The 17936-nt window shown below is 49.3% G+C and carries 18 protein-coding genes and 1 pseudogene; 7 read left to right on the plus strand and 12 right to left on the minus strand.

Going from position 1 to position 17936, the window contains the following annotated elements:
* The first annotated feature begins 14 nt into the window (after window positions 1-14).
* From A7K98_RS05935 to A7K98_RS05945, 3 genes are all read left to right on the plus strand, one after another.
* Entirely contained in the window at window positions 15-1448 is a 1434-nt protein-coding gene (locus A7K98_RS05935) for a glycoside hydrolase family 32 protein (protein ID WP_087487730.1), read from the plus strand.
* A gap of 120 nt (window positions 1449-1568) precedes the next feature.
* Complete coding sequence (locus A7K98_RS05940; RefSeq protein WP_087487731.1) at window positions 1569-2909, plus strand: carbohydrate porin; 1341 nt, start codon at window positions 1569-1571, stop codon at window positions 2907-2909.
* Between the two features lie 26 nt (window positions 2910-2935).
* Window positions 2936-3889: an aminoimidazole riboside kinase gene (locus tag A7K98_RS05945; protein ID WP_087487732.1), complete on the plus strand. Its 954-nt coding sequence runs from the start codon at window positions 2936-2938 to the stop codon at window positions 3887-3889.
* Window positions 3890-3892: 3 nt separating this feature from the next.
* Here A7K98_RS05945 and A7K98_RS21265 read toward each other — a convergent pair whose 3' ends face one another.
* Together A7K98_RS21265 and A7K98_RS21720 are read right to left on the minus strand one after the other, a co-directional pair.
* On the minus strand, window positions 3893-4084 hold the full coding sequence (locus A7K98_RS21265; RefSeq protein ID WP_157665880.1) for a hypothetical protein: 192 nt from the start codon (window positions 4082-4084) through the stop codon (window positions 3893-3895).
* An 89-nt stretch (window positions 4085-4173) separates the two neighbouring features.
* Window positions 4174-4338, minus strand: a pseudogene (locus A7K98_RS21720) (IS6 family transposase); the annotation flags it as partial.
* 707 nt (window positions 4339-5045) lie between these two features.
* Here A7K98_RS21720 and A7K98_RS05950 point away from each other — a divergent pair.
* On the plus strand, window positions 5046-6134 hold the full coding sequence (locus tag A7K98_RS05950; RefSeq protein ID WP_087487733.1) for an endonuclease/exonuclease/phosphatase family protein: 1089 nt from the start codon (window positions 5046-5048) through the stop codon (window positions 6132-6134).
* 70 nt (window positions 6135-6204) lie between these two features.
* Here the strand turns inward: A7K98_RS05950 and A7K98_RS05955 are convergent, their stop codons facing one another.
* Window positions 6205-7284: a malate/lactate/ureidoglycolate dehydrogenase gene (locus A7K98_RS05955; protein WP_087487734.1), complete on the minus strand. Its 1080-nt coding sequence runs from the start codon at window positions 7282-7284 to the stop codon at window positions 6205-6207.
* Between the two features lie 454 nt (window positions 7285-7738).
* Between A7K98_RS05955 and pagP the strand changes: the two genes are divergently transcribed.
* From pagP to tatE, 3 genes are all read left to right on the plus strand, one after another.
* Window positions 7739-8266 carry a lipid IV(A) palmitoyltransferase PagP gene (gene pagP, locus A7K98_RS05960; RefSeq protein ID WP_232461630.1) on the plus strand — a complete coding sequence of 176 codons (528 nt, stop codon included), beginning with the start codon at window positions 7739-7741 and terminating at the stop codon, window positions 8264-8266.
* Window positions 8267-8415: 149 nt separating this feature from the next.
* Window positions 8416-8625 carry a transcription antiterminator/RNA stability regulator CspE gene (cspE, locus tag A7K98_RS05965; protein WP_038019505.1) on the plus strand — a complete coding sequence of 70 codons (210 nt, stop codon included), beginning with the start codon at window positions 8416-8418 and terminating at the stop codon, window positions 8623-8625.
* A gap of 247 nt (window positions 8626-8872) precedes the next feature.
* Window positions 8873-9076, plus strand: coding sequence for a twin-arginine translocase subunit TatE (gene tatE / locus A7K98_RS05970; RefSeq protein WP_087487736.1), 204 nt, complete (start codon window positions 8873-8875; stop codon window positions 9074-9076).
* Window positions 9077-9266: 190 nt separating this feature from the next.
* Here the strand turns inward: tatE and lipA are convergent, their stop codons facing one another.
* The 9 genes from lipA to rsfS all read right to left on the minus strand — a co-directional run bounded on the left by lipA (window position 9267) and on the right by rsfS (window position 17873).
* Entirely contained in the window at window positions 9267-10232 is a 966-nt protein-coding gene (gene lipA, locus A7K98_RS05975; protein WP_087487737.1) for a lipoyl synthase, read from the minus strand.
* A 136-nt stretch (window positions 10233-10368) separates the two neighbouring features.
* Window positions 10369-11025, minus strand: coding sequence for a lipoyl(octanoyl) transferase LipB (gene lipB, locus A7K98_RS05980; RefSeq protein ID WP_232461595.1), 657 nt, complete (start codon window positions 11023-11025; stop codon window positions 10369-10371).
* Between the two features lie 85 nt (window positions 11026-11110).
* Window positions 11111-11374, minus strand: coding sequence for a DUF493 family protein YbeD (gene ybeD / locus A7K98_RS05985; protein ID WP_038019064.1), 264 nt, complete (start codon window positions 11372-11374; stop codon window positions 11111-11113).
* A gap of 94 nt (window positions 11375-11468) precedes the next feature.
* A complete protein-coding gene (dacA, locus tag A7K98_RS05990) occupies window positions 11469-12680 on the minus strand; it encodes a D-alanyl-D-alanine carboxypeptidase DacA (RefSeq protein ID WP_087487739.1) in 1212 nt (403 codons plus the stop codon).
* A gap of 118 nt (window positions 12681-12798) precedes the next feature.
* A complete protein-coding gene (rlpA, locus tag A7K98_RS05995; protein WP_087487740.1) occupies window positions 12799-14010 on the minus strand; it encodes an endolytic peptidoglycan transglycosylase RlpA in 1212 nt (403 codons plus the stop codon).
* Between the two features lie 10 nt (window positions 14011-14020).
* On the minus strand, window positions 14021-15133 hold the full coding sequence (gene mrdB / locus A7K98_RS06000) for a peptidoglycan glycosyltransferase MrdB (protein WP_087490385.1): 1113 nt from the start codon (window positions 15131-15133) through the stop codon (window positions 14021-14023).
* A gap of 8 nt (window positions 15134-15141) precedes the next feature.
* Window positions 15142-17046, minus strand: a complete 1905-nt coding sequence (gene mrdA / locus A7K98_RS06005; protein WP_087487741.1) for a peptidoglycan DD-transpeptidase MrdA — start codon at window positions 17044-17046, stop codon at window positions 15142-15144.
* Between the two features lie 35 nt (window positions 17047-17081).
* On the minus strand, window positions 17082-17552 hold the full coding sequence (gene rlmH / locus A7K98_RS06010; RefSeq protein WP_087487742.1) for a 23S rRNA (pseudouridine(1915)-N(3))-methyltransferase RlmH: 471 nt from the start codon (window positions 17550-17552) through the stop codon (window positions 17082-17084).
* Between the two features lie 3 nt (window positions 17553-17555).
* A complete protein-coding gene (rsfS, locus tag A7K98_RS06015) occupies window positions 17556-17873 on the minus strand; it encodes a ribosome silencing factor (RefSeq protein ID WP_087487743.1) in 318 nt (105 codons plus the stop codon).
* Window positions 17874-17936: the final 63 nt, after the last annotated feature.

Genomic DNA, 17936 nt, shown 5'->3' on the forward strand with positions numbered 1-17936 from the left:
AAAGAGTGTAAATAATGACCTACTCAATTGCTGAAGCTGAACAGGAACTTAAAGCGAAGAGCGATGCGCTCAATCTACGCTGGTACCCGCACTACCATCTGGCCGCCCGGGCGGGATGGATGAACGATCCTAACGGACTAGTATGGTTCGACGGCTGGTATCACGCCTTTTATCAGCATCATCCATACTCCACCCAATGGGGACCGATGCATTGGGGACACGCGCGAAGTCAGGATCTGCTGCACTGGGAGCATTTACCCGTGGCGCTTGCCCCGGAAGGGGCGGAAGACAAAGATGGCTGCTTTTCCGGCTCAGCGGTGGTGGACGGTGATACCCTGGCATTGATCTACACAGGCCACAAATTCCACGGTGACGCCAGTAACGAAGACAACCTCTATCAGGTGCAGTGTTTGGCAACCAGTCGCGACGGCATTCACTTTGAGCGGCAGGGGATTGTGGTAGATACACCGCAGGGTATTCACCATTTCCGGGACCCGAAAGTCTGGCGCGAAGGAGACTTATGGTACATGATCGTCGGCTCACGTATAGGTGAGACCGGGCAGGTGCGCTTGTATCGTTCTACAGATCTGCATCAGTGGCAGGAAGAAGGCGTGCTGGACGAAGCGGAATCAGGAATGGGCTTCATGTGGGAATGCCCGGACTTCTTTACCCTAGGTAATAAGCGAGTGCTGATGTTCTCCCCGCAGGGCATGACTGCACGAGGTTTCAACCATCGCAATCTGTTCCAGAGTGGCTATCTTCTTGGTGACTGGCAGCCAGGGCAACCGTTTGTCCGCACCAGTGGCTTTGTCGAAATGGATCACGGCCATGACTTTTACGCTCCTCAGAGTTTCCTGACGCCTGACGGACGACGCATTGTCATTGGCTGGCTGGATATGTGGGAATCGCCGCTGCCGGAACAGCAGGATGGTTGGGCCGGTATGCTGTCTCTTCCGCGGGAACTCAGCCTTAGTAACGATAATCGTCTGCAAATGCGTCCGGCCAGAGAAGTGGAAAGCCTGCGTCAAAGCTGGTTGCCCTGGCCGGTTAGCAGGTTGAGCAATCAGCAGGTCGGCGTGGCGGAAAATGCCGAAGCTATGGAAGTGGTGCTTAACTGGAAAACGTCTGACAGCGATGCCGAACAGTATGGACTGGGTCTTGGTGATGGGCTGAGGGTATATGTTGATGCCCAGCAGCAGCGTCTGGTGCTGGAGCGTTGCTATCCTCAGCATAGCCTATGCGGAACACGCAGCGTGCCAATACTCCTCTGTCGTGATCTGCATCTGCGGCTATTTATCGACAGTTCATCAGTTGAAGTCTTCGTCAATAACGGCGAGGCGTGCCTCAGCAGTCGTATATATCCTGAGGACGGACGTCGGGAGTTATGTTTATTTTCCTGGAGTGGCAGTGCTTTATTATCTGATAGCGGTGCATGGCAACTTGAATAAATAAAACAAACATTAAAAATAACCCGTCCCTGGCGACGGACGGGTTCTTGCTGCCTATTTATCCGGATTGTTCTCCTGAGCCATTAATGATGGTTTAACGCAATAATAAAAGGTTTCCCGATGAAAATAATCTTAATCGGTTGTGTGTTGACATCTGTATTTAGCGGAATGGCCTGTGCGCAGGAACGCCTCTCTGTTGAAGAGCGTCTGGCGCGAATGGAAAACCGACTAAAAGCCACCGAAGCGCGCGCCGCCAGTGCAGAAGCCGAGATCCGCGAATTAAAACAGAGTGAACCCCGCACGATTGCCAGCAGCGCATCTGCAAAACCTTCGCTACAGGTTAATGATAACGGCGATTTAAAATTCTATGGTGATGTTGAGTTTAATATGGACGAGGCTAGCCGTACCGACGGCCTTACCTCGCTTAAAACGAACGCAAATAAAAACTGGACGCCAGGTAAAAAAGAACGCTGGGATATTAATGGGCGCATTCTTCTTGGTTTTGATGGGATGAGAACAGGTGTTAATGGTAAATATGTCGGTTTCAGCGTGCAGCCGTTAGCGGACCTGAATGGAAAAATGAATCTTGACGACGCAGCATTTTTCTTCGGTCAACAGGATGACTGGAAAATTAAAACAGGTCGCTTTGAAGCCTGGGATATGTTCCCGCTAAATCAGGATACCTTTATTGAGTACTCCGGAAATACCGCTAACGATCTCTACAGCGACGGTTACGGCTATATCTACATGATGAAAGAAGGCCGGGGTCGCAGCAATAGCGGTGGCAATTTCCTGCTAAGCAAAAACATAGATAACTGGTATTTCGAAGTCAATACGCTGGTGGAAGACGGCAGTTCGCTCTTCGTCGACCAAACCTATCACGGCAATGCACTGGATAACCGTAAAAATGTAGTGTATGTGCGTCCGGTGGTGGCTTGGCAGTCTGACTCGTGGTCGGTAGCTGCCGCAATGGAGAGCAATCTGGTGAATAATGCCTATGGCTATCAGCAGATGAACGGCCGCTTTGAAGATAAGTCCAGCCGTACCGGTTACGGTATGACAATGAGCTGGAACACTCTGAAAACCGATCCAGACCACGGTGCTATAGTAAATTTAAGCACGGCTTATCTTAATGCTGCAGATGAACAAGATTTTACTACCGGAATCAATGCGTTGTGGCATCGAGTAGAGCTTGGTTATATCTATGCCCACAATAAAATCGACAAATTCAATATGGCGGGGGTAAGAGCCGACTGTGACAACGACTGCGCGATCCTCGCTCCGGGCCGCTACGACATTCATACCCTCCACACTTCATGGCAACTGCCAGATATCATGGATATGCCCAATTTCATTATTTACCTCGGGGCTTACGCCTCCTGGCTCGATTCATCGGCATCTGATAGTGGCAGTAACGACGAACGTTACGGCGCACGGATTCGCTTTAAATATCTGTTCTGATATGTGATTTATATTAAGGGAAAATTATGAAAGTCTGGACATTAGGCGACGCGGTGATTGATTTACTGCCACAGGGGGAAATGCAGTTCAGTGCCTGCGCGGGGAGCGCTCCGGTCAATGTCGCTGTCGGTGCCACGCGTCTGGGATGCGACTGCGGTTTTATCGGCCGTGTCGGCGACGATCCCTTCGGCCATTTTCTGAAAAATTTGCTGGTTGTGCACGGTGTGGATACCCGTTATATGCAGTGTGATACGCAGCACCGAACCAGCACCGTGCTGGTTTCACTCGGTGACAAGGGTGATCGCAGTTTTACCTTTCTGGTCGCCCCGTCAGCTGATCAGTTTTTGACGGACGACAATCTCCCGGAATTAGGTAAAGACATTTTACATTTTTGCTCACTGGCCCTGGTCGCTACGACCTGCCGCAACACCCTGGAGCGTGCTATTGATACTATCAGGCAGGGCGGCGGCCTGTTGAGTTTTGACATTAATCTGCGTGAGCAGATGTGGCCAGATGCCCAAAAGATGTTAGAGACTGTGCGCCATTTTGCACTTAAGGCAGATATTCTCAAGCTCTCACTGGAGGAGTTGTACTGGCTGGCTGGTACTACGCAGCATCAAAAAGCACTGAGAACCTTAAACAACTATCCGTCACGGCTGAAGGTGGTGACGTGCGGCTCTGAAGGGGCAATTGTGCTATGGCAGGCTCAGGTCATTCAGGTGAGCGCATACGATGTAGAAAGTATTGATACGACCGGTGCGGGCGATGCGTTTATGGCAGGATTACTGGCAAGTGTAGCTCAGGGAAATAGTTTAGAAAATCTGATGCAGCTCAAACAGGCTTTGACGCAAGCCAGTGCCTGTGGTGCGCTCGCAACCTCTGCAAAAGGGGCGTTAACAGCTCTGCCTGATATGCAGGGTGTGATGGCGTTTAGGGAATCAACACATGAGTTATTGTTTAACACAGAGGAAATTTTTTAGCTTTCAGGCCAGAAAACAGAACGCCTGATATGGCTCTCCGGGGGGAGCATGTTCATTATTCTGTATAAATGCCTTTTCCCGGACCTGACCAATCAGACGGTTACCGAACCCGATAATAAAAAGAGGCTTATCGCCATACGCCAGTCCCTTACCCGTAGCGTCCATTGCTGTGATGCCGTCTGGATTGCCAGTCACAGGGCCTTTTTAGCGGGTCGGCAGTTGGGAAGGCTCTGTTAAAATTTTTTTGATGGGAGAAACTCTGGTGTAACTTAATGTCTTATATTTCAAAGAGTATGCTCACCAGACGCATACCCCACGAGGATCTCAAAATAAAATGATTCGACCTGACCTCTGCGCAGTGCACGCATCATTTTTCTCCCCTTTATTCCGGAGCAGGCGGTCTTAAGGGATTGAAACCCTGAAGTGCCACTGATTATTTGTTTTAGCTTTTTGTTGTTAATGGCCCGGTGCGGATCAGCCCAGCGGCTGTTAACATTGATATAAGCTTTGTCAGGGTACCCTGAACAGAAGCCGGAAGGTGGGTACTACTACCAGTACAGTTGTTTCTCCATCTCTGACCCCGGTGTTGCATATTCTCCTAAGTATCTTTAAGTGACATTTAACCAGTGGCAGTCAGACATTCGTCTCTCAGGCTGCCATTAAAAGACCCGAAAGGAATATTATCTGTGGGTTTTCCCTGACGGTTAAATCCATGGCGCCCCCCAATGCCAATGAATTTCTTCCTCTGCCATAGAATTTTACATCGTTGTCAGTGATGACTCCGAAATTAAAAGGCTCCCGGTCGTTTGAGTTATAAATCCTGGACTGGCGATGATGTTATCCGTATCCATCAGGTTATCGTTGCTTTTTTCTGGAGCCACTCCGCATTACTGAAGTAAGAATGTGATAATAATGAGAGTGAAACTGGAATAATAAATTTAATAATCAGTTGTTTATATAACTACACTGGAATGATTAATTCACGCACAAGTGTAAGGTTATGGTTCTGAGCGGTGTATATACAGTGACTGGTTTGTCCTGTTCACAACTGCCGGATCGGAAAATTACCGACATCAGCCGCCATACCGCTAATTTGTACTATTATCAGCAGTAATTACTCAAAGGTAGTCTTACCGACAGGACAGAAGGAGTAGTCGTGATTTATCTGGATTGTTTTTTGACTTTACTGTTGGCGTTGGTCAGTCTGGCATCTCTGTCACGCCACTCTGCATGGTGGGTCAGGGTTTGGGATTTCCCCAGAGTACAGCTGCTGGTAATTTCCGGAGTACTGGTGTTGACGCAATGGTATGCCTGGCCAGATGCACCACTGCTTTGCGGGATCCTGTTGATTATTGCCTTGCTGTGTTTTGTTTATCATGGCTGGTGGGTACTGCCTTACACCCCCTGGGGTAAGAAGCAGGTCAGAGACGCCAGCGGCTATATCAGGCAACCAGGTATTCGACTTCTGGTCTCCAATGTTCTTACGCCAAACCGTGGGGTGGATAAGCTGCTGAAACTGGTCAGCACTGAACGTCCCGATATTCTGGTGGCTGTAGAAACTGATTTGTGGTGGGAACAGCAACTGAGTGTTCTAGATGGTGACTATCCGTATAGCCTTAAATGCCCTAAAGATAACCTTTACGGCATGCATGTCTGGTCGAAACTTCCACTGAGCGATGCGCAGATTCAGTATCTGGTCGATGATGAAATCCCGTCAATGCATATGCTGGTAAAACTGAATGACGAGGTTTCAGTTCGCCTGCATTGCCTTCATCCTATGCCGCCAAGTCCTACTGAAAATGATGAGTCAACAGACAGAGATGCCGAACTGGTGATGGTAGGAAAAAGTGTTGCTCCCAGCCGTTTACCTACAATTGTCACGGGAGACCTGAATGATGTGGCATGGTCAGCGACTACCCGGCTGTTTCTCAAACTGAGCGGTCTGTTAGATCCACGCAGAGGCAGAGGCATGTATTGCACTTTCCATGCCGGTTACCCAATTTTCCGCTGGCCACTGGACCACGTTTTTCACAGCCAGGATTTTGTGCTGGGTGCTCTTCGGCGCCTGGAGAGTATCGGTTCCGATCATTATCCGTTTCTTGCCCACCTGATCTACTCACCGAAAAAAGGATCTATGCAACAAGGACTTGAAAAAGATCCGGAAGATGAACAGATGGCACAGGAAATTCTGGCGCAGACTGATTCAGAAGTCTCTGCAGTGCATACTCCCGGCGAACGCTTCTGACTGAATGCAGAACACAGTTTCAACAACACCCTGCTGGCTGAAACTGTGTCCTGTTTTTGAGCGCCTGTCGTCAGTTAAATACAGGGATTTCATGCTCTGGCATGCCGGCTTTCCTGGCTGCAGCCACAATATCATTCCAGCTTTGTATATCCAGTGGAATACCATCCCGCTGCCTGAGTTGGCGATTCATTGCTTCCCATTCACCAGGCACTTTTATCGAACCTTCTCCGGCTTCGGGAGAGTTTTTAACCCACTCAATAAAAGCTTCTGCTTCCTGCTCCATGTGCGGTGCGCCGAAGGCTTCCGGGTTAATAATCACTGAGGTCATGCAATTGAATATTGCATCATGGCTGGATTGAAGTGTTTCTGTGTAGGTCGTCTGGCCGCCGGAAAGTGCACCTCCCAGGATTTCACACATCACCGCCAGGGCATATCCTTTGTGCTGACCAAACGGCAACAGTGCTCCATAGGGTGACTGATGCATCACTGATGGTTCACGGGTTGGCTGTCCTGTACTGTCAATCAGAGAACCTTTAGCTACCTGGACACCTTTATTCCACGCGACTCTGGTTTTACCGTAGGCAATAGCACTGGTAGCGAAATCCAGTAATAACGGTGGTTTTCCGGCTCTCGGGAAAATGGCACAAAACGGGTTTGTTCCGAAACGACGATCACTGCCGCCAAACGGAGCGACCATCGGATCGCCGGTGACGTTAACAAAGTGAAATGATACCAGTCCATGTTCAGCACAGGCCTCAGCCCAGTAACCGATCCGTCCAATATGGTGAGCATTATGTAAACCGACAGCAGACATTCCAAACTGCAGGGCTCGTTCTATACCGGCATCTATAGCCTGACGGGCAGCAACCTGACCGAATGCGGCCTGACCATCAAAAGTCAGAATAACCCCGCTGTCTTTGACCAACCGGGCCTGCTGGTTGAGTTGCAGATGCCCTTGTTGCATTGAACGCATATAAGAGGGCACCATTCCTGCACCGTGTGAGTCGTGACCGGCCAGATTCGCTGAGATCAGGTGATCTGCAATCAGCCGCGCTTCTGTAGTTTCACTTCCCGCATACTGCCATAAAGAAAATATGAACTGGTGTAAATCACTGGCTGAGATAATAACTTCGCTTCCTGAGACTGACATTGGTTAATACTCCTGTTTGAAAGTACTACAAATGGTCTGGCGTTAACCGGCGTGTCGCTGGCTGATCCTAATAGCATTTAGGGCAAAAAAGCGGGGCCTGAACCCCACAGGGCATGCCGGTTAGCATTTGTTTACAACCGATAACTGGATTTTTTTAGAAAACTGCCCGATACCAATAGAGAGAAATAGTTTTTATCTATCATATACAGCACGTTATTTAAGAAATGTCGTCTGTTTTTTTTCTAAGTCCTGATGTCTAATTGCTGGCTAAGGTTCAGGGAATATGATGATACGCATCTTTCGGGACGTTTCTGTCGGGAAACAATATCGTTAATCGCCGGGAACCGGACGAGCCACCTGGCCGTCAGAGAACCGCAATTTAGAAATCATTATCTGGCAGGTTAATCTGGTGTATACGAAGAGAACGATTCAAATGGCCGTGGTGCTGGCCGGGATGCTAAGCACTTCAGTGACAGAGGCTGCGGGGATAGGGCAGACAATATCGCAGGGCTGGGATACATTTACCGGTAATGTGGCCGAAACATGGAACTCACCGCAAACTGTCGATTTATATCTGCCGGCTATTACCTGGCATAATCGACTGACTTACGATCGTGAGCATATTGATCGCTATAACGAAAGACCCTGGGGCGCAGGTGGTGGTATCTCCCGATACGATGAAAAGGGAAACTGGCAGGGTCTTTATCTGATGGCGTTTAAAGACTCCTTTAACAAATGGGAGCCGATAGGCGGCTATGGCTGGGAGGCTACATGGCGGCCATTCAGTAACCAGAAGTTTCACCTGGGAGCGGGTTATACGGCAGGGGTGACTGCACGTAACAACTGGAACTATATTCCTATCCCACTGGTATTGCCGCTGGCATCCATTGGCTACGGTCCGGTCAATTTTCAGATGACCTATATTCCCGGAACGTATAACAACGGAAACGTTTACTTTGCGTGGGTCAGAGTACAGTTTTAAACTTCATTACTGTGCAAAAAATGCCCTATTGTGACAAATTTGGGATATTTATCACTTTTTCTTTAATTGGCGCTGGACAAATTGCACCGGAATTGATGTACTGGATGCCGACACAGTTTAGTGTCCATTTTTCATGTAAAGGTAATAAGATGTCCAAGATTAAAGGTAACGTTAAGTGGTTTAATGAATCTAAAGGATTCGGTTTCATTACTCCTGAAGATGGCAGCAAAGATGTATTCGTACACTTCTCTGCAATCGTGAGCAATGGCTTCAAAACTCTGGCTGAAGGTCAGCGTGTAGAGTTTGAAATTACTGACGGTGCCAAAGGCCCATCTGCTGCTAACGTTATCAGCCTGTAATTTTCAGTCAGAATCTCTAAAACCCGCCACGGCGGGTTTTTTATTGCCTGAATTCCACCAAAACTATTTTTAGTAAAGTGGCTAATTATCAGGCAGAAGCTATTTAACGATTTGTTCTGTAAGGATACTGCAGGCTTTCGGTATGATTAGTGCTATTCGTAGTCTGTTACAGAATTGTTTTGTGTTATACTCAGCTTTGCGTATTAATGTAGATGTAACGATCTTCGCAGAGGTTTAAAGGTATATTATGGAAGGTATCAGTATTGCAAAACTGCTGATCATTGGTGCTCTTATCGTATTGCTTTTCGGCACCAATAAATTACGCTCATTAGGTGGTGACCTGGGTAGCGCAATTAAAGGCTTTAAAAAAGCCATGAAAGATGATGATTCTGCAGTTGCTAAAAGTGAAGCAGAGGAAATCCCTGCCGAACGTGTGACACATAAAGAATAATGGCAGGTCCCGCAATAAATACCCGTATTTATTGTCAATAAAAACCAGATAGTCAGGCTGTCTGGTTTTTTGTTTTTAAGGGGCTGAGCAGAAGTTCTACGGTCACCAAAGCTTTACGCCAGCAATGCTGTGGCAGCCCGGTAGAGATACGCAGAGGCTGCTGGCTAATGCATCCTCTGCGCTGAGGGAGTTACTTAATCTCGATGCCCTGAGCCTGCATGTCGGCGTGGTAAGAAGAGCGCACAAACGGGCCACAGGCAGCATGGGTAAAGCCCATTGCCATAGCTTCTGCTTTCATTTCATCAAACTCATCCGGGCTAACATAACGCTGTACCGGTAGGTGATGACGGCTGGGCTGCAGGTACTGTCCCAGAGTCAGCATGGTGACTCCATGACGGCGTAAATCACGCATCACTTCAACAATTTCGGCATTGGTCTCACCCAGACCAACCATCAGTCCTGATTTTGTCGGAATGTCAGGATGAGCCTGCTTAAATCTTTCCAGTAGTGTCAGCGACCATTGGTAGTCAGCCCCTGGCCTTACCTGACGGTAAATACGCGGCACATTTTCCAGATTATGGTTAAACACATCCGGCGGAGTCGCTGTCAGAATATCGAGTGCCCGGTCCATCCGGCCACGAAAATCCGGGACCAGAGTTTCAATTTTTATTGCAGGGCTTTTTTCACGAATAGCTGAAATACAATCAGCAAAATGTTGTGCGCCACCGTCCCGTAAATCATCGCGGTCAACAGAGGTAATCACCACATAACGCAGTTTCATGTCAGCAATTGCCTGGGCGAGCTTACCGGCTTCGGCAGCGTCCGGAGGCAGTGGTCGTCCATGTGCAACATCGCAAAACGGACAACGGCGGGTACAAATAGCCCCAAGGATCATAAAAGTTGCTGTACCGTGGTTAAAACACTCTGACAGATTCGGACAGGAAGCTTCTTCACAGACGGAATGCAGGCCATTTTTACGCATGGCCGCTTTGATACCCTGAATCCGGGTGGAGTCAGCAGGGAGCTTGATTTTCATCCACTCCGGCTTACGCAGTAATTCCTGACGTTCACTGACAACTGTTTTTACAGGGATCAGGGCCATCTTATCTGCATCACGATATTTGACGCCGCGTTCTATCTGAACAGGTTTACTCATTTCTGCGGGTTCCGTTTGCTGATTGACTACAGGACTGTCTGTATTCAACTAATTTTGTAACATTGAAAAAAGTATATCATTTTGCCTGCGGCTGAGCAGCCCCGTGAGGCTGCAAAAGTTACATATTTGTAAAGCTTTATTCAACCTGACAGGGGGCCTGTTGGGTAAATTCTATCCGGGGATAGCTTATCAGTCGGGTGAAATGATCAACCAGCCGGCGGGGGACTTCATCTAAATGACGGCCATCGGTTAAATCTGCCAATCGCGTCATTTCCATACCGGCGTAACCGCAGGGATTGATTCTCAGAAATGGCCCAAGATCCATATCAACATTCAAAGCTAGTCCATGGAAGGAACAGCCTTTACGAATCCGCAGGCCCAGGGAGCATATTTTCTTCTCTTCAACATAGACACCCGGAGCATCATCTCGTGAGCGGGCTGCCACCGAAAAATCGGCCAGGGTAGCAATCACTGTTTGTTCAAGTACCGTGACCAGTTCACGAACTCCCAGCTTACGACGACGAATATCAACCATGACGTAAAGAATTTGCTGACCAGGGCCGTGGTAGGTGACCTGGCCGCCTCTGTCGCTCTGCATCACCGGGATATCGCCGGGAGATAACAGATGCTCCGGCTTACCCGCCTGACCCTGAGTGAATACTGCAGGATGCTGGACCAGCCACAGTTCATCGCAGCTTTCCGCAGTTCGTTGATCGGTAAACTGGTGCATTGCCTGTGAAACGGTATGCCAGTCACGTAATCCTAGCTGTCGGACAATAAGGTGTTCAGACAAGAGGTTAACCCGGTAGAAAACAGATAAGAGGAGTATAGCGCCGGGAGTGGCGGCTGAACATCAGCCATTACCCGGCGCAGGGGGGTTACAGCACCATACGAACAATTTCGATATTGCCGAGTTCTTCGTAAAGCGTCTCGACCTGTTCAATATGAGTTGCGTTAATCGTAATAGAAACTGAGTGATAATTGCCTTTGCTACTTGGTTTTACATCCGGTGAGTAATCACCAGGGGCATGGCGTTGTACCACTTCAATCACCTGATCAACCAGCTCTGGCTGTGCCAGCCCCATAACTTTATAGGTGAACGGGGTTGGGAATTCGAGCAATTCATTAAGTTTGGTTTTCATAGTGACTCCGTGAACAAAAGATGCCCCCGAAAATTCGGGGGCATGGTAATACTTTACTATATTGGGGTGGTTACGGGGAATTCAACCCGTCAGGTCACCCCAGCCAGTGGTGGAACATCAGTTTAATATAATCGATTATCCGGCTAAAGAAACCACCCTGTTTCACCTCATTCAGCACCACCAGCGGTTCTTTGGCAATGGTCTTGCCATCCAGCTGAAAGTCAATTGTGCCAATGACCTGGTTTTTCGCCAGCGGAGCGTGCAGTTCAGTATTATTCAGTACATAACTGGCTTTAAGATCTTTGGCCCGACCTCGCGGTACGGTCAGCCAGACATCTTTTTCCACGCCGAGTTGAGCATGATCGCTGTCACCAAACCAGACAGGCTCTGAGGCAAAATCTTTACCTGCTTTGAGCGGAGACACCGTTTCAAAGAAGCGGAATCCCCAGGTGAGCAATTTCTTGCTTTCGGTTTCACGCCCTTTGTAAGTGTGCCCGCCCAGCACAGCAGAAATCAGACGCATCTGTCCTTCTGTTGCTGAGGCTACCAGATTGTATCCGGCAGAGTTGGTATGGCCGGTTTTGATGCCATCAACATTCAGACTGGTATCCCATAACAAGCCATTACGGTTAGTCTGACGGATGTTATTAAAGGTAAATTCTTTTTCTTTATAGACTGCATACTCTTCCGGCACATCGCGGATCAGCGCACGACCAATCAGTGCCATATCGCGGGCAGAACTATACTGGCCATCAGCATCCAGTCCGTGGACCGTCATAAAGTGGGTGTTTTGTAAGCCCAGAGCTTTAACATAGTTGTTCATCAGCCCGACAAAGGCGTCCTGGCTGCCGGCAACATAGTCAGCCATTGCAACACAGGCATCATTACCGGATTGCAGCACAATGCCGCGGGTAAGCTGTGAAACCGGGACCCGGTCGCCTGGTTTCAGGAACATGAGTGATGAACCTTTAAATACCGGGTTGCCGGTGGCCCAGGCATCCTGACCCACAGTCACCATATCATCCTGATGAATTTTACCCGCTTTGATTGCCTGACCAATGACGTAACTGGTCATCATTTTGGTCAGGCTGGCGGGATCCCTGCGGGTATCGGCATTCTTCTCTGCCAGCACGGTACCGGAATTATAATCGATAAGAACGTAGGCTTCTGCATCGATGTCCGGCACTCCCGGGATCATGGTTTTTAAATTAACTTCATCAGCCAGGGCTGAATGACTTAACAGCAACGCAACCAGAGATACTGCGCTGAATCTGGAACATAAATATAAAGAGGTCTTTCTGTTCATTTTTATAATAACTTTATCCGCGGGCAGTAAATGTTTGTCACAAACTATAACAGGATGCCTGGCTTACAGGCATCCTGCTTTACTTAAGTTTATGCTTTTACTCGCAGTAACGGGATGATTAATGTGCAGTAGTCACAAATGAAGTGATTTGCTCGCTGGCTAAACGTTGCTGTAACGCTACGGCTTGTTTGCGATCAGCATATCCACCCAACTGCACACGGTAGACACTTCCGTTAACGACTTCAGTATGTCCGGCCACGCCAAAACGTTGTCCCAGCTTTTGAGCCAGTTGAGTTGCGCGCTGCTGGTCATTAATGGCTGCCACCTGAACCACAAATCCATGACCTTTGCCGGTTGAAACAACCGGTGCTTTAGCCGCGGGTGTTTTGGCTGCCGGAACAGGGGAGGTCACCGGACCCGGGTCAGGAGCTGTAACTGCTGCCGCTTCTGCAGCTGCCTCTGATTGTGGTGCCGTATGGGCCGGGGCTGCTACTGCCGCCGCAGCCGGGGCTGAAGGGGTATCAGATTCCAGAACACCACTGGCCAGAGGTTGTGGTGCACCAAGGAAGCCATTACTGTGCACCGGCGCACCCATGCTGTTATTACTTTGCAGGGTACTGTTAGCAACAGGCATCACATTACCCTGAGTGTCACTGGCCTGAGCCGTTGGCGCTGTTTCAGGCAGTGCAGTACTGCTTCCGCTCATAACAGGGGCTGATGGCATCGGACTATCAAGATTTGGCCGTGCCGGCAGGTCATAACTCTGGATGGCGACTTTAGTGCCAACAGTGCCGGGACCGGATAACGTACCGTCCGGCGACACAGTAATCGCATCGACACGCACGCGGGTGTTGTCAGAGATATTCAGGCGATTGGCTGCAGATGAGGATAAGTCAATGATACGACCCTGAACAAACGGCCCGCGGTCATTAATTCGTACCACCAACTGGCGTCCGTTAGCCAGATTGGTTACCCTGGCATAGCTGGGGATCGGCAGAACCGGAGAGGCTGCGGTATATGCATTAGGATCAAACGGTTCGCCGGAGGCCGTGGTATTTCCGGCAGACTCCTGTCCGTAAGAGCTGGCCAGCCCGATCTGACTAAAATTAGACGTATCTTTTACGACGGTATAACTGGAACCATTGACCTTGTAGTCCTGGTTAGCCGATGGAATTAATGCTTCATACTTTGGTTGTACCCCCGGAATTTCGACCACAGGGCCGGTCCAGGCGGGTTGAGGAGGAGCCGCATACTGTTGCTCCTGGTTGCCGGAACACCCCGCCAACACTAACGATGCCAGCCCAATACTGATCAGCAATTCCTTACGCATGTATCGCCTCTTAAACGCTTTTTGATAACATTTTTCGATGAGTATGGATCGACATTACGATGCCAAATCCTGCCATTAATACGATCAGTGCTGAACCGCCGTAACTGATTAACGGTAGCGGAACACCTACGACCGGCAAAATACCGCTTACCATACCAATATTTACAAAGACATAGACAAATAATATCAGCATGATGCCACCCGACAATACCCGGCCGAAAGTGGTTTGTGCTTTGGCGGCAATGACCAGCCCGCGTATAATTAATAACAGATACAGTGCCAGTAATGCCAGCACGCCGACCAGCCCCAGCTCTTCTGCCAGTACCGCAAAGATAAAGTCCGTATGCCGTTCCGGCAAAAATTCCAGCTGCGACTGTGTACCGTGCAACCAGCCTTTACCGTGAAGGCCACCTGAGCCGATTGCAATTTTCGACTGAATAATATGGTAACCAGCGCCCAGCGGGTCACTTTCCGGATTCAGCAGCATCATTACACGATCACGCTGATAGTCGTGCATCAGGAAAAACCAGAGGATAGGGATAAACGCAGCCACCAGCAAAAAGGCAACCGCAATCAGTTTCCAGCTCATTCCTGACAGGAACAGTACAAACAGCCCGGACGCCGCAATCAGTATCGCCGTACCCAGGTCCGGCTGAGCCGCGACCAGCAAAGTGGGTAAGAAAATCAGTATCAGCGCTAATGCGGTATTTTTCAGTGTTGGCGGACAAACATCCCGGTTGATAAACCTTGCAACCATTAACGGGACCGCGATTTTGGCAATTTCTGAAGGCTGGAAACGGATAAAACCGAGGTCCAGCCAGCGTTGGGCCCCTTTACTGATATGACCAAAAGCATCAACCGCTACCAACAGGATGATACTCAGAATGTACAAATAGGGAGCCCAGCTTTCATAGACCCGTGGCGGAACCTGAGCCAGTGCCAGCATCAGGGTGACTCCCATAGCTATCTGCTCCAGCTTACGTTCCATCATCCCGGGATCCTGACCACTGGCACTCCAGATGACAAATCCACTGTAGGTGAGCAGGGTAAAAATTATTAGTACAAACAGAGGATCGATATGGATACGGGTCCAGATCGATTTTTTCTGCGGACTATCACTCAAAGACATATTTACTCACCTTCGTAACCTGGAGGAAGCGGTACAGCCTGAGGGAGATCAGTATTGTTGTCTCCCAGCATGATGTGATCCAGAATCTGCCGCATTATGGTACCGACTGCAGCACCCGCACCGCCGTTTTCTAAAATCATAGTGACAGCAACCCGTGGATTATCGTAAGGAGCAAAGGCGGTCATCAGTTTATGATCCCGCAGTCTTTCGGCAATCCGATGGGCGTTGTATGTTTCATTCTCTTTCAGGCCAAAAACCTGAGCGGTACCAGATTTGGCCGCAATTTTATACGGAGCATTATCAAAACTTTTGCGTGCCGTACCGTTTGGCCGGTTAGCGACGCCGTACATTCCGTCTTTGGCGATTTCCCAGTAGCCGGAATGTATTTCACCAATGGTACCTGCCTCTGCCGGACGGAACGGAACAATTTCAGAACCACGACTCTCAGCCATCAGAAAATGAGGGACTTTCACCACCCCGTCATTAATCAGTGTCATCATCGCTTTATTCATTTGCAGCGGCGTGGCTGTCCAGTAACCTTGCCCAATGCCTACCGGAATGGTATCACCCTGATACCAGGGTTTTTTAAACCGGCGTAGCTTCCATTCACGGGTAGGCATATTCCCGGCACTTTCCTGGGGCAAATCAACTCCGGTTCGTGAGCCATAACCAAATTTCTGCATCCACTCTGACAACCGGTCAATGCCCATATCATAGGCGACCTGATAAAAAAATGTATCAGCAGATTCTTCAAGAGATTTCGTGACGTTAAGCCGGCCATGCCCCCATTTTTTCCAGTCCCGGTAGCGTTTATCGGATCCTGGTAATTGCCACCAGCCAGGATCGAATAATGTGGTGTTACGATTAATCACACCTGCGGTTAACGCTGAAACAGCTACATACGGTTTGACCGTGGATGCCGGTGGGTAGGCCGCCTGAATGGCCCTGTTGTACAGAGGACGGTTCTGGTCGGTCAGCAACGTTTTATAATCGGTCGCGGAAATCCCGTTAACAAACAGGTTGGCATCGTAACTAGGGTTGGAAACCATCGCGAGTATTTCGCCATTGCGTGGGTCGGTCACCACCACGGCAGCGCGGCTGCCCTGCAACAACGTTTCAATGTATTGTTGTAGTTTCAGGTCGAGGCTCAGATAGATGTCGTGACCAGCAACCGGCGGTTCCTGATTCAGCTGGCGGATCACTCTGCCGCGGTTATTGACCTCGACTTCTTCATAACCGGTTTTCCCGTGCAAAGTATCTTCGTAAAAGCTCTCGATACCCAGTTTCCCGATATCATGAGTTGCCGCGTAGTTACCGGTTTTTCCTTCCTGATCGAGCCTCAGCACATCCCTGTCATTAATTTTAGAAACATATCCCACTACATGGGTGAGGGTGGCGCCATAAGGATAAAAGCGTCGCTGATAGCCTTTGATTTCTACCCCGGGGTAACGATACTGATTGACGGAAAAGCGGGCTATCTGTAGTTCGTTGAGATTGCTTTTCAACGGAATAGAGGTAAAACGCCGGGAACGTTTGCGTTCTTTCTCAAACGCATCAAGGTCTTCCTGGCTTAAATTCAGAACGGTCTGTAATTCACGCAGAGTCTGTGACAGATTTGCCACTTTTTCAGGTACCAACTCGGCCTGGTAAATGGTCCGGTTGATGGCCAGAGGAATTTTGTTCCGGTCGTAAATCATTCCCCTGCTGGGGGCGACAGGCACCAGCTTAATGCGGTTCTGATTTGACCGGGTGCTGTAATCATCAAAACGCAGAACCTGCAGATGCCAGAGATTAAACACCAGAATCGCACTCAGCATAAAAATGCCGAGAAAAGCAATCAACGCCCGTCTGGCGAACAATTGTTGTTCGGCACTGTAATCCCTGAAAGCACTTCTGGTTAGATTCATCCGCGGCCTGTCAGTCCGGAAGTTACCTTATCTGGCTATTCGCGGTGATAAGGGTGGTTAGTGGTAATACTCCACGCCCGGTAGAGGCTTTCCGCGACCAGAACACGCACCAGCGGGTGAGGGAGTGTAAGCGCTGATAGAGACCAGCTTTGTTCGGCAGCAGCTTTGCAGGCAGGAGCCAGTCCCTCTGGTCCACCGATCAGCAGGCTGACATCACGCCCGTCCTGTTTCCAGCGTTCCAGTTGTTGCGCCAGTTGAGGGGTTTCCCAGGGCTGTCCCGGGATATCCAGTGTGACTATCCGGTTACCTTTCCCGACAGCAGCCAGCATCGCATCGCCTTCTTTTTCAAGAATGCGTTTAATATCTGCGTTTTTCCCCCGCTTACCGGCAGGAACTTCAGTCAGCTCAAACGGCATATCTTTAGGGAAACGGCGCAGATAATCCATAAATCCGGTCTGCACCCAGTCTGGCATTTTAGTACCGACGGCGACAAGTTGCAGTTTCAAGCATCAGCTCCAGAGTTTTTCCAGCTCATACAACTGGCGGCTCTCTTCCTGCATAACATGCACAATAACTTCACCGAGATCGACGACTACCCAGTCACCGCCGGCTTTTCCGTCGGTGCCCAGTGGGCTTACTCCGGCTGCGCGTGATTCCTGAACCAGGTGATCGGCAATTGAAACCACGTGACGGTTAGATGTTCCGGTACAGATAACCATACAATCGGTAATACTGGATTTTCCACGGACATCAATAGCAATGATATCCTGAGCTTTAAGGTCATCGACTTTATCGATAACAAAGGATTGGAGTGTCTGGCCTTGCAAAAGGTTCCCCTCGTGATGAACTGACTAAACAGAATGACCGTCGCTTCTGGCGACCAGCCGAAT

Origin of the sequence: Tatumella citrea, assembly GCF_002163585.1 — a bacterium.
In the GTDB taxonomy this organism is placed as follows: domain Bacteria; phylum Pseudomonadota; class Gammaproteobacteria; order Enterobacterales; family Enterobacteriaceae; genus Tatumella; species Tatumella citrea.

What these genes read in the sequence shown, in the direction of transcription:
- lipA (WP_087487737.1), bottom strand. Translation starts at nt 10,232, where the DNA reads ATGAGTAAACCTGTTCAGATAGAACGCGGCGTCAAATATCGTGATGCA.
- mrdA (WP_087487741.1), bottom strand. Translation starts at nt 17,046, where the DNA reads ATGAATCTAACCAGAAGTGCTTTCAGGGATTACAGTGCCGAACAACAA.
- tatE (WP_087487736.1), top strand. Translation starts at nt 8,873, where the DNA reads ATGGAAGGTATCAGTATTGCAAAACTGCTGATCATTGGTGCTCTTATC.
- pagP (WP_232461630.1), top strand. Translation starts at nt 7,739, where the DNA reads ATGCTAAGCACTTCAGTGACAGAGGCTGCGGGGATAGGGCAGACAATA.
- cspE (WP_038019505.1), top strand. Translation starts at nt 8,416, where the DNA reads ATGTCCAAGATTAAAGGTAACGTTAAGTGGTTTAATGAATCTAAAGGA.
- dacA (WP_087487739.1), bottom strand. Translation starts at nt 12,680, where the DNA reads ATGAACAGAAAGACCTCTTTATATTTATGTTCCAGATTCAGCGCAGTA.
- A7K98_RS05945 (WP_087487732.1), top strand. Translation starts at nt 2,936, where the DNA reads ATGAAAGTCTGGACATTAGGCGACGCGGTGATTGATTTACTGCCACAG.
- A7K98_RS05935 (WP_087487730.1), top strand. Translation starts at nt 15, where the DNA reads ATGACCTACTCAATTGCTGAAGCTGAACAGGAACTTAAAGCGAAGAGC.
- ybeD (WP_038019064.1), bottom strand. Translation starts at nt 11,374, where the DNA reads ATGAAAACCAAACTTAATGAATTGCTCGAATTCCCAACCCCGTTCACC.
- rlpA (WP_087487740.1), bottom strand. Translation starts at nt 14,010, where the DNA reads ATGCGTAAGGAATTGCTGATCAGTATTGGGCTGGCATCGTTAGTGTTG.
- A7K98_RS05940 (WP_087487731.1), top strand. Translation starts at nt 1,569, where the DNA reads ATGAAAATAATCTTAATCGGTTGTGTGTTGACATCTGTATTTAGCGGA.
- A7K98_RS05955 (WP_087487734.1), bottom strand. Translation starts at nt 7,284, where the DNA reads ATGTCAGTCTCAGGAAGCGAAGTTATTATCTCAGCCAGTGATTTACAC.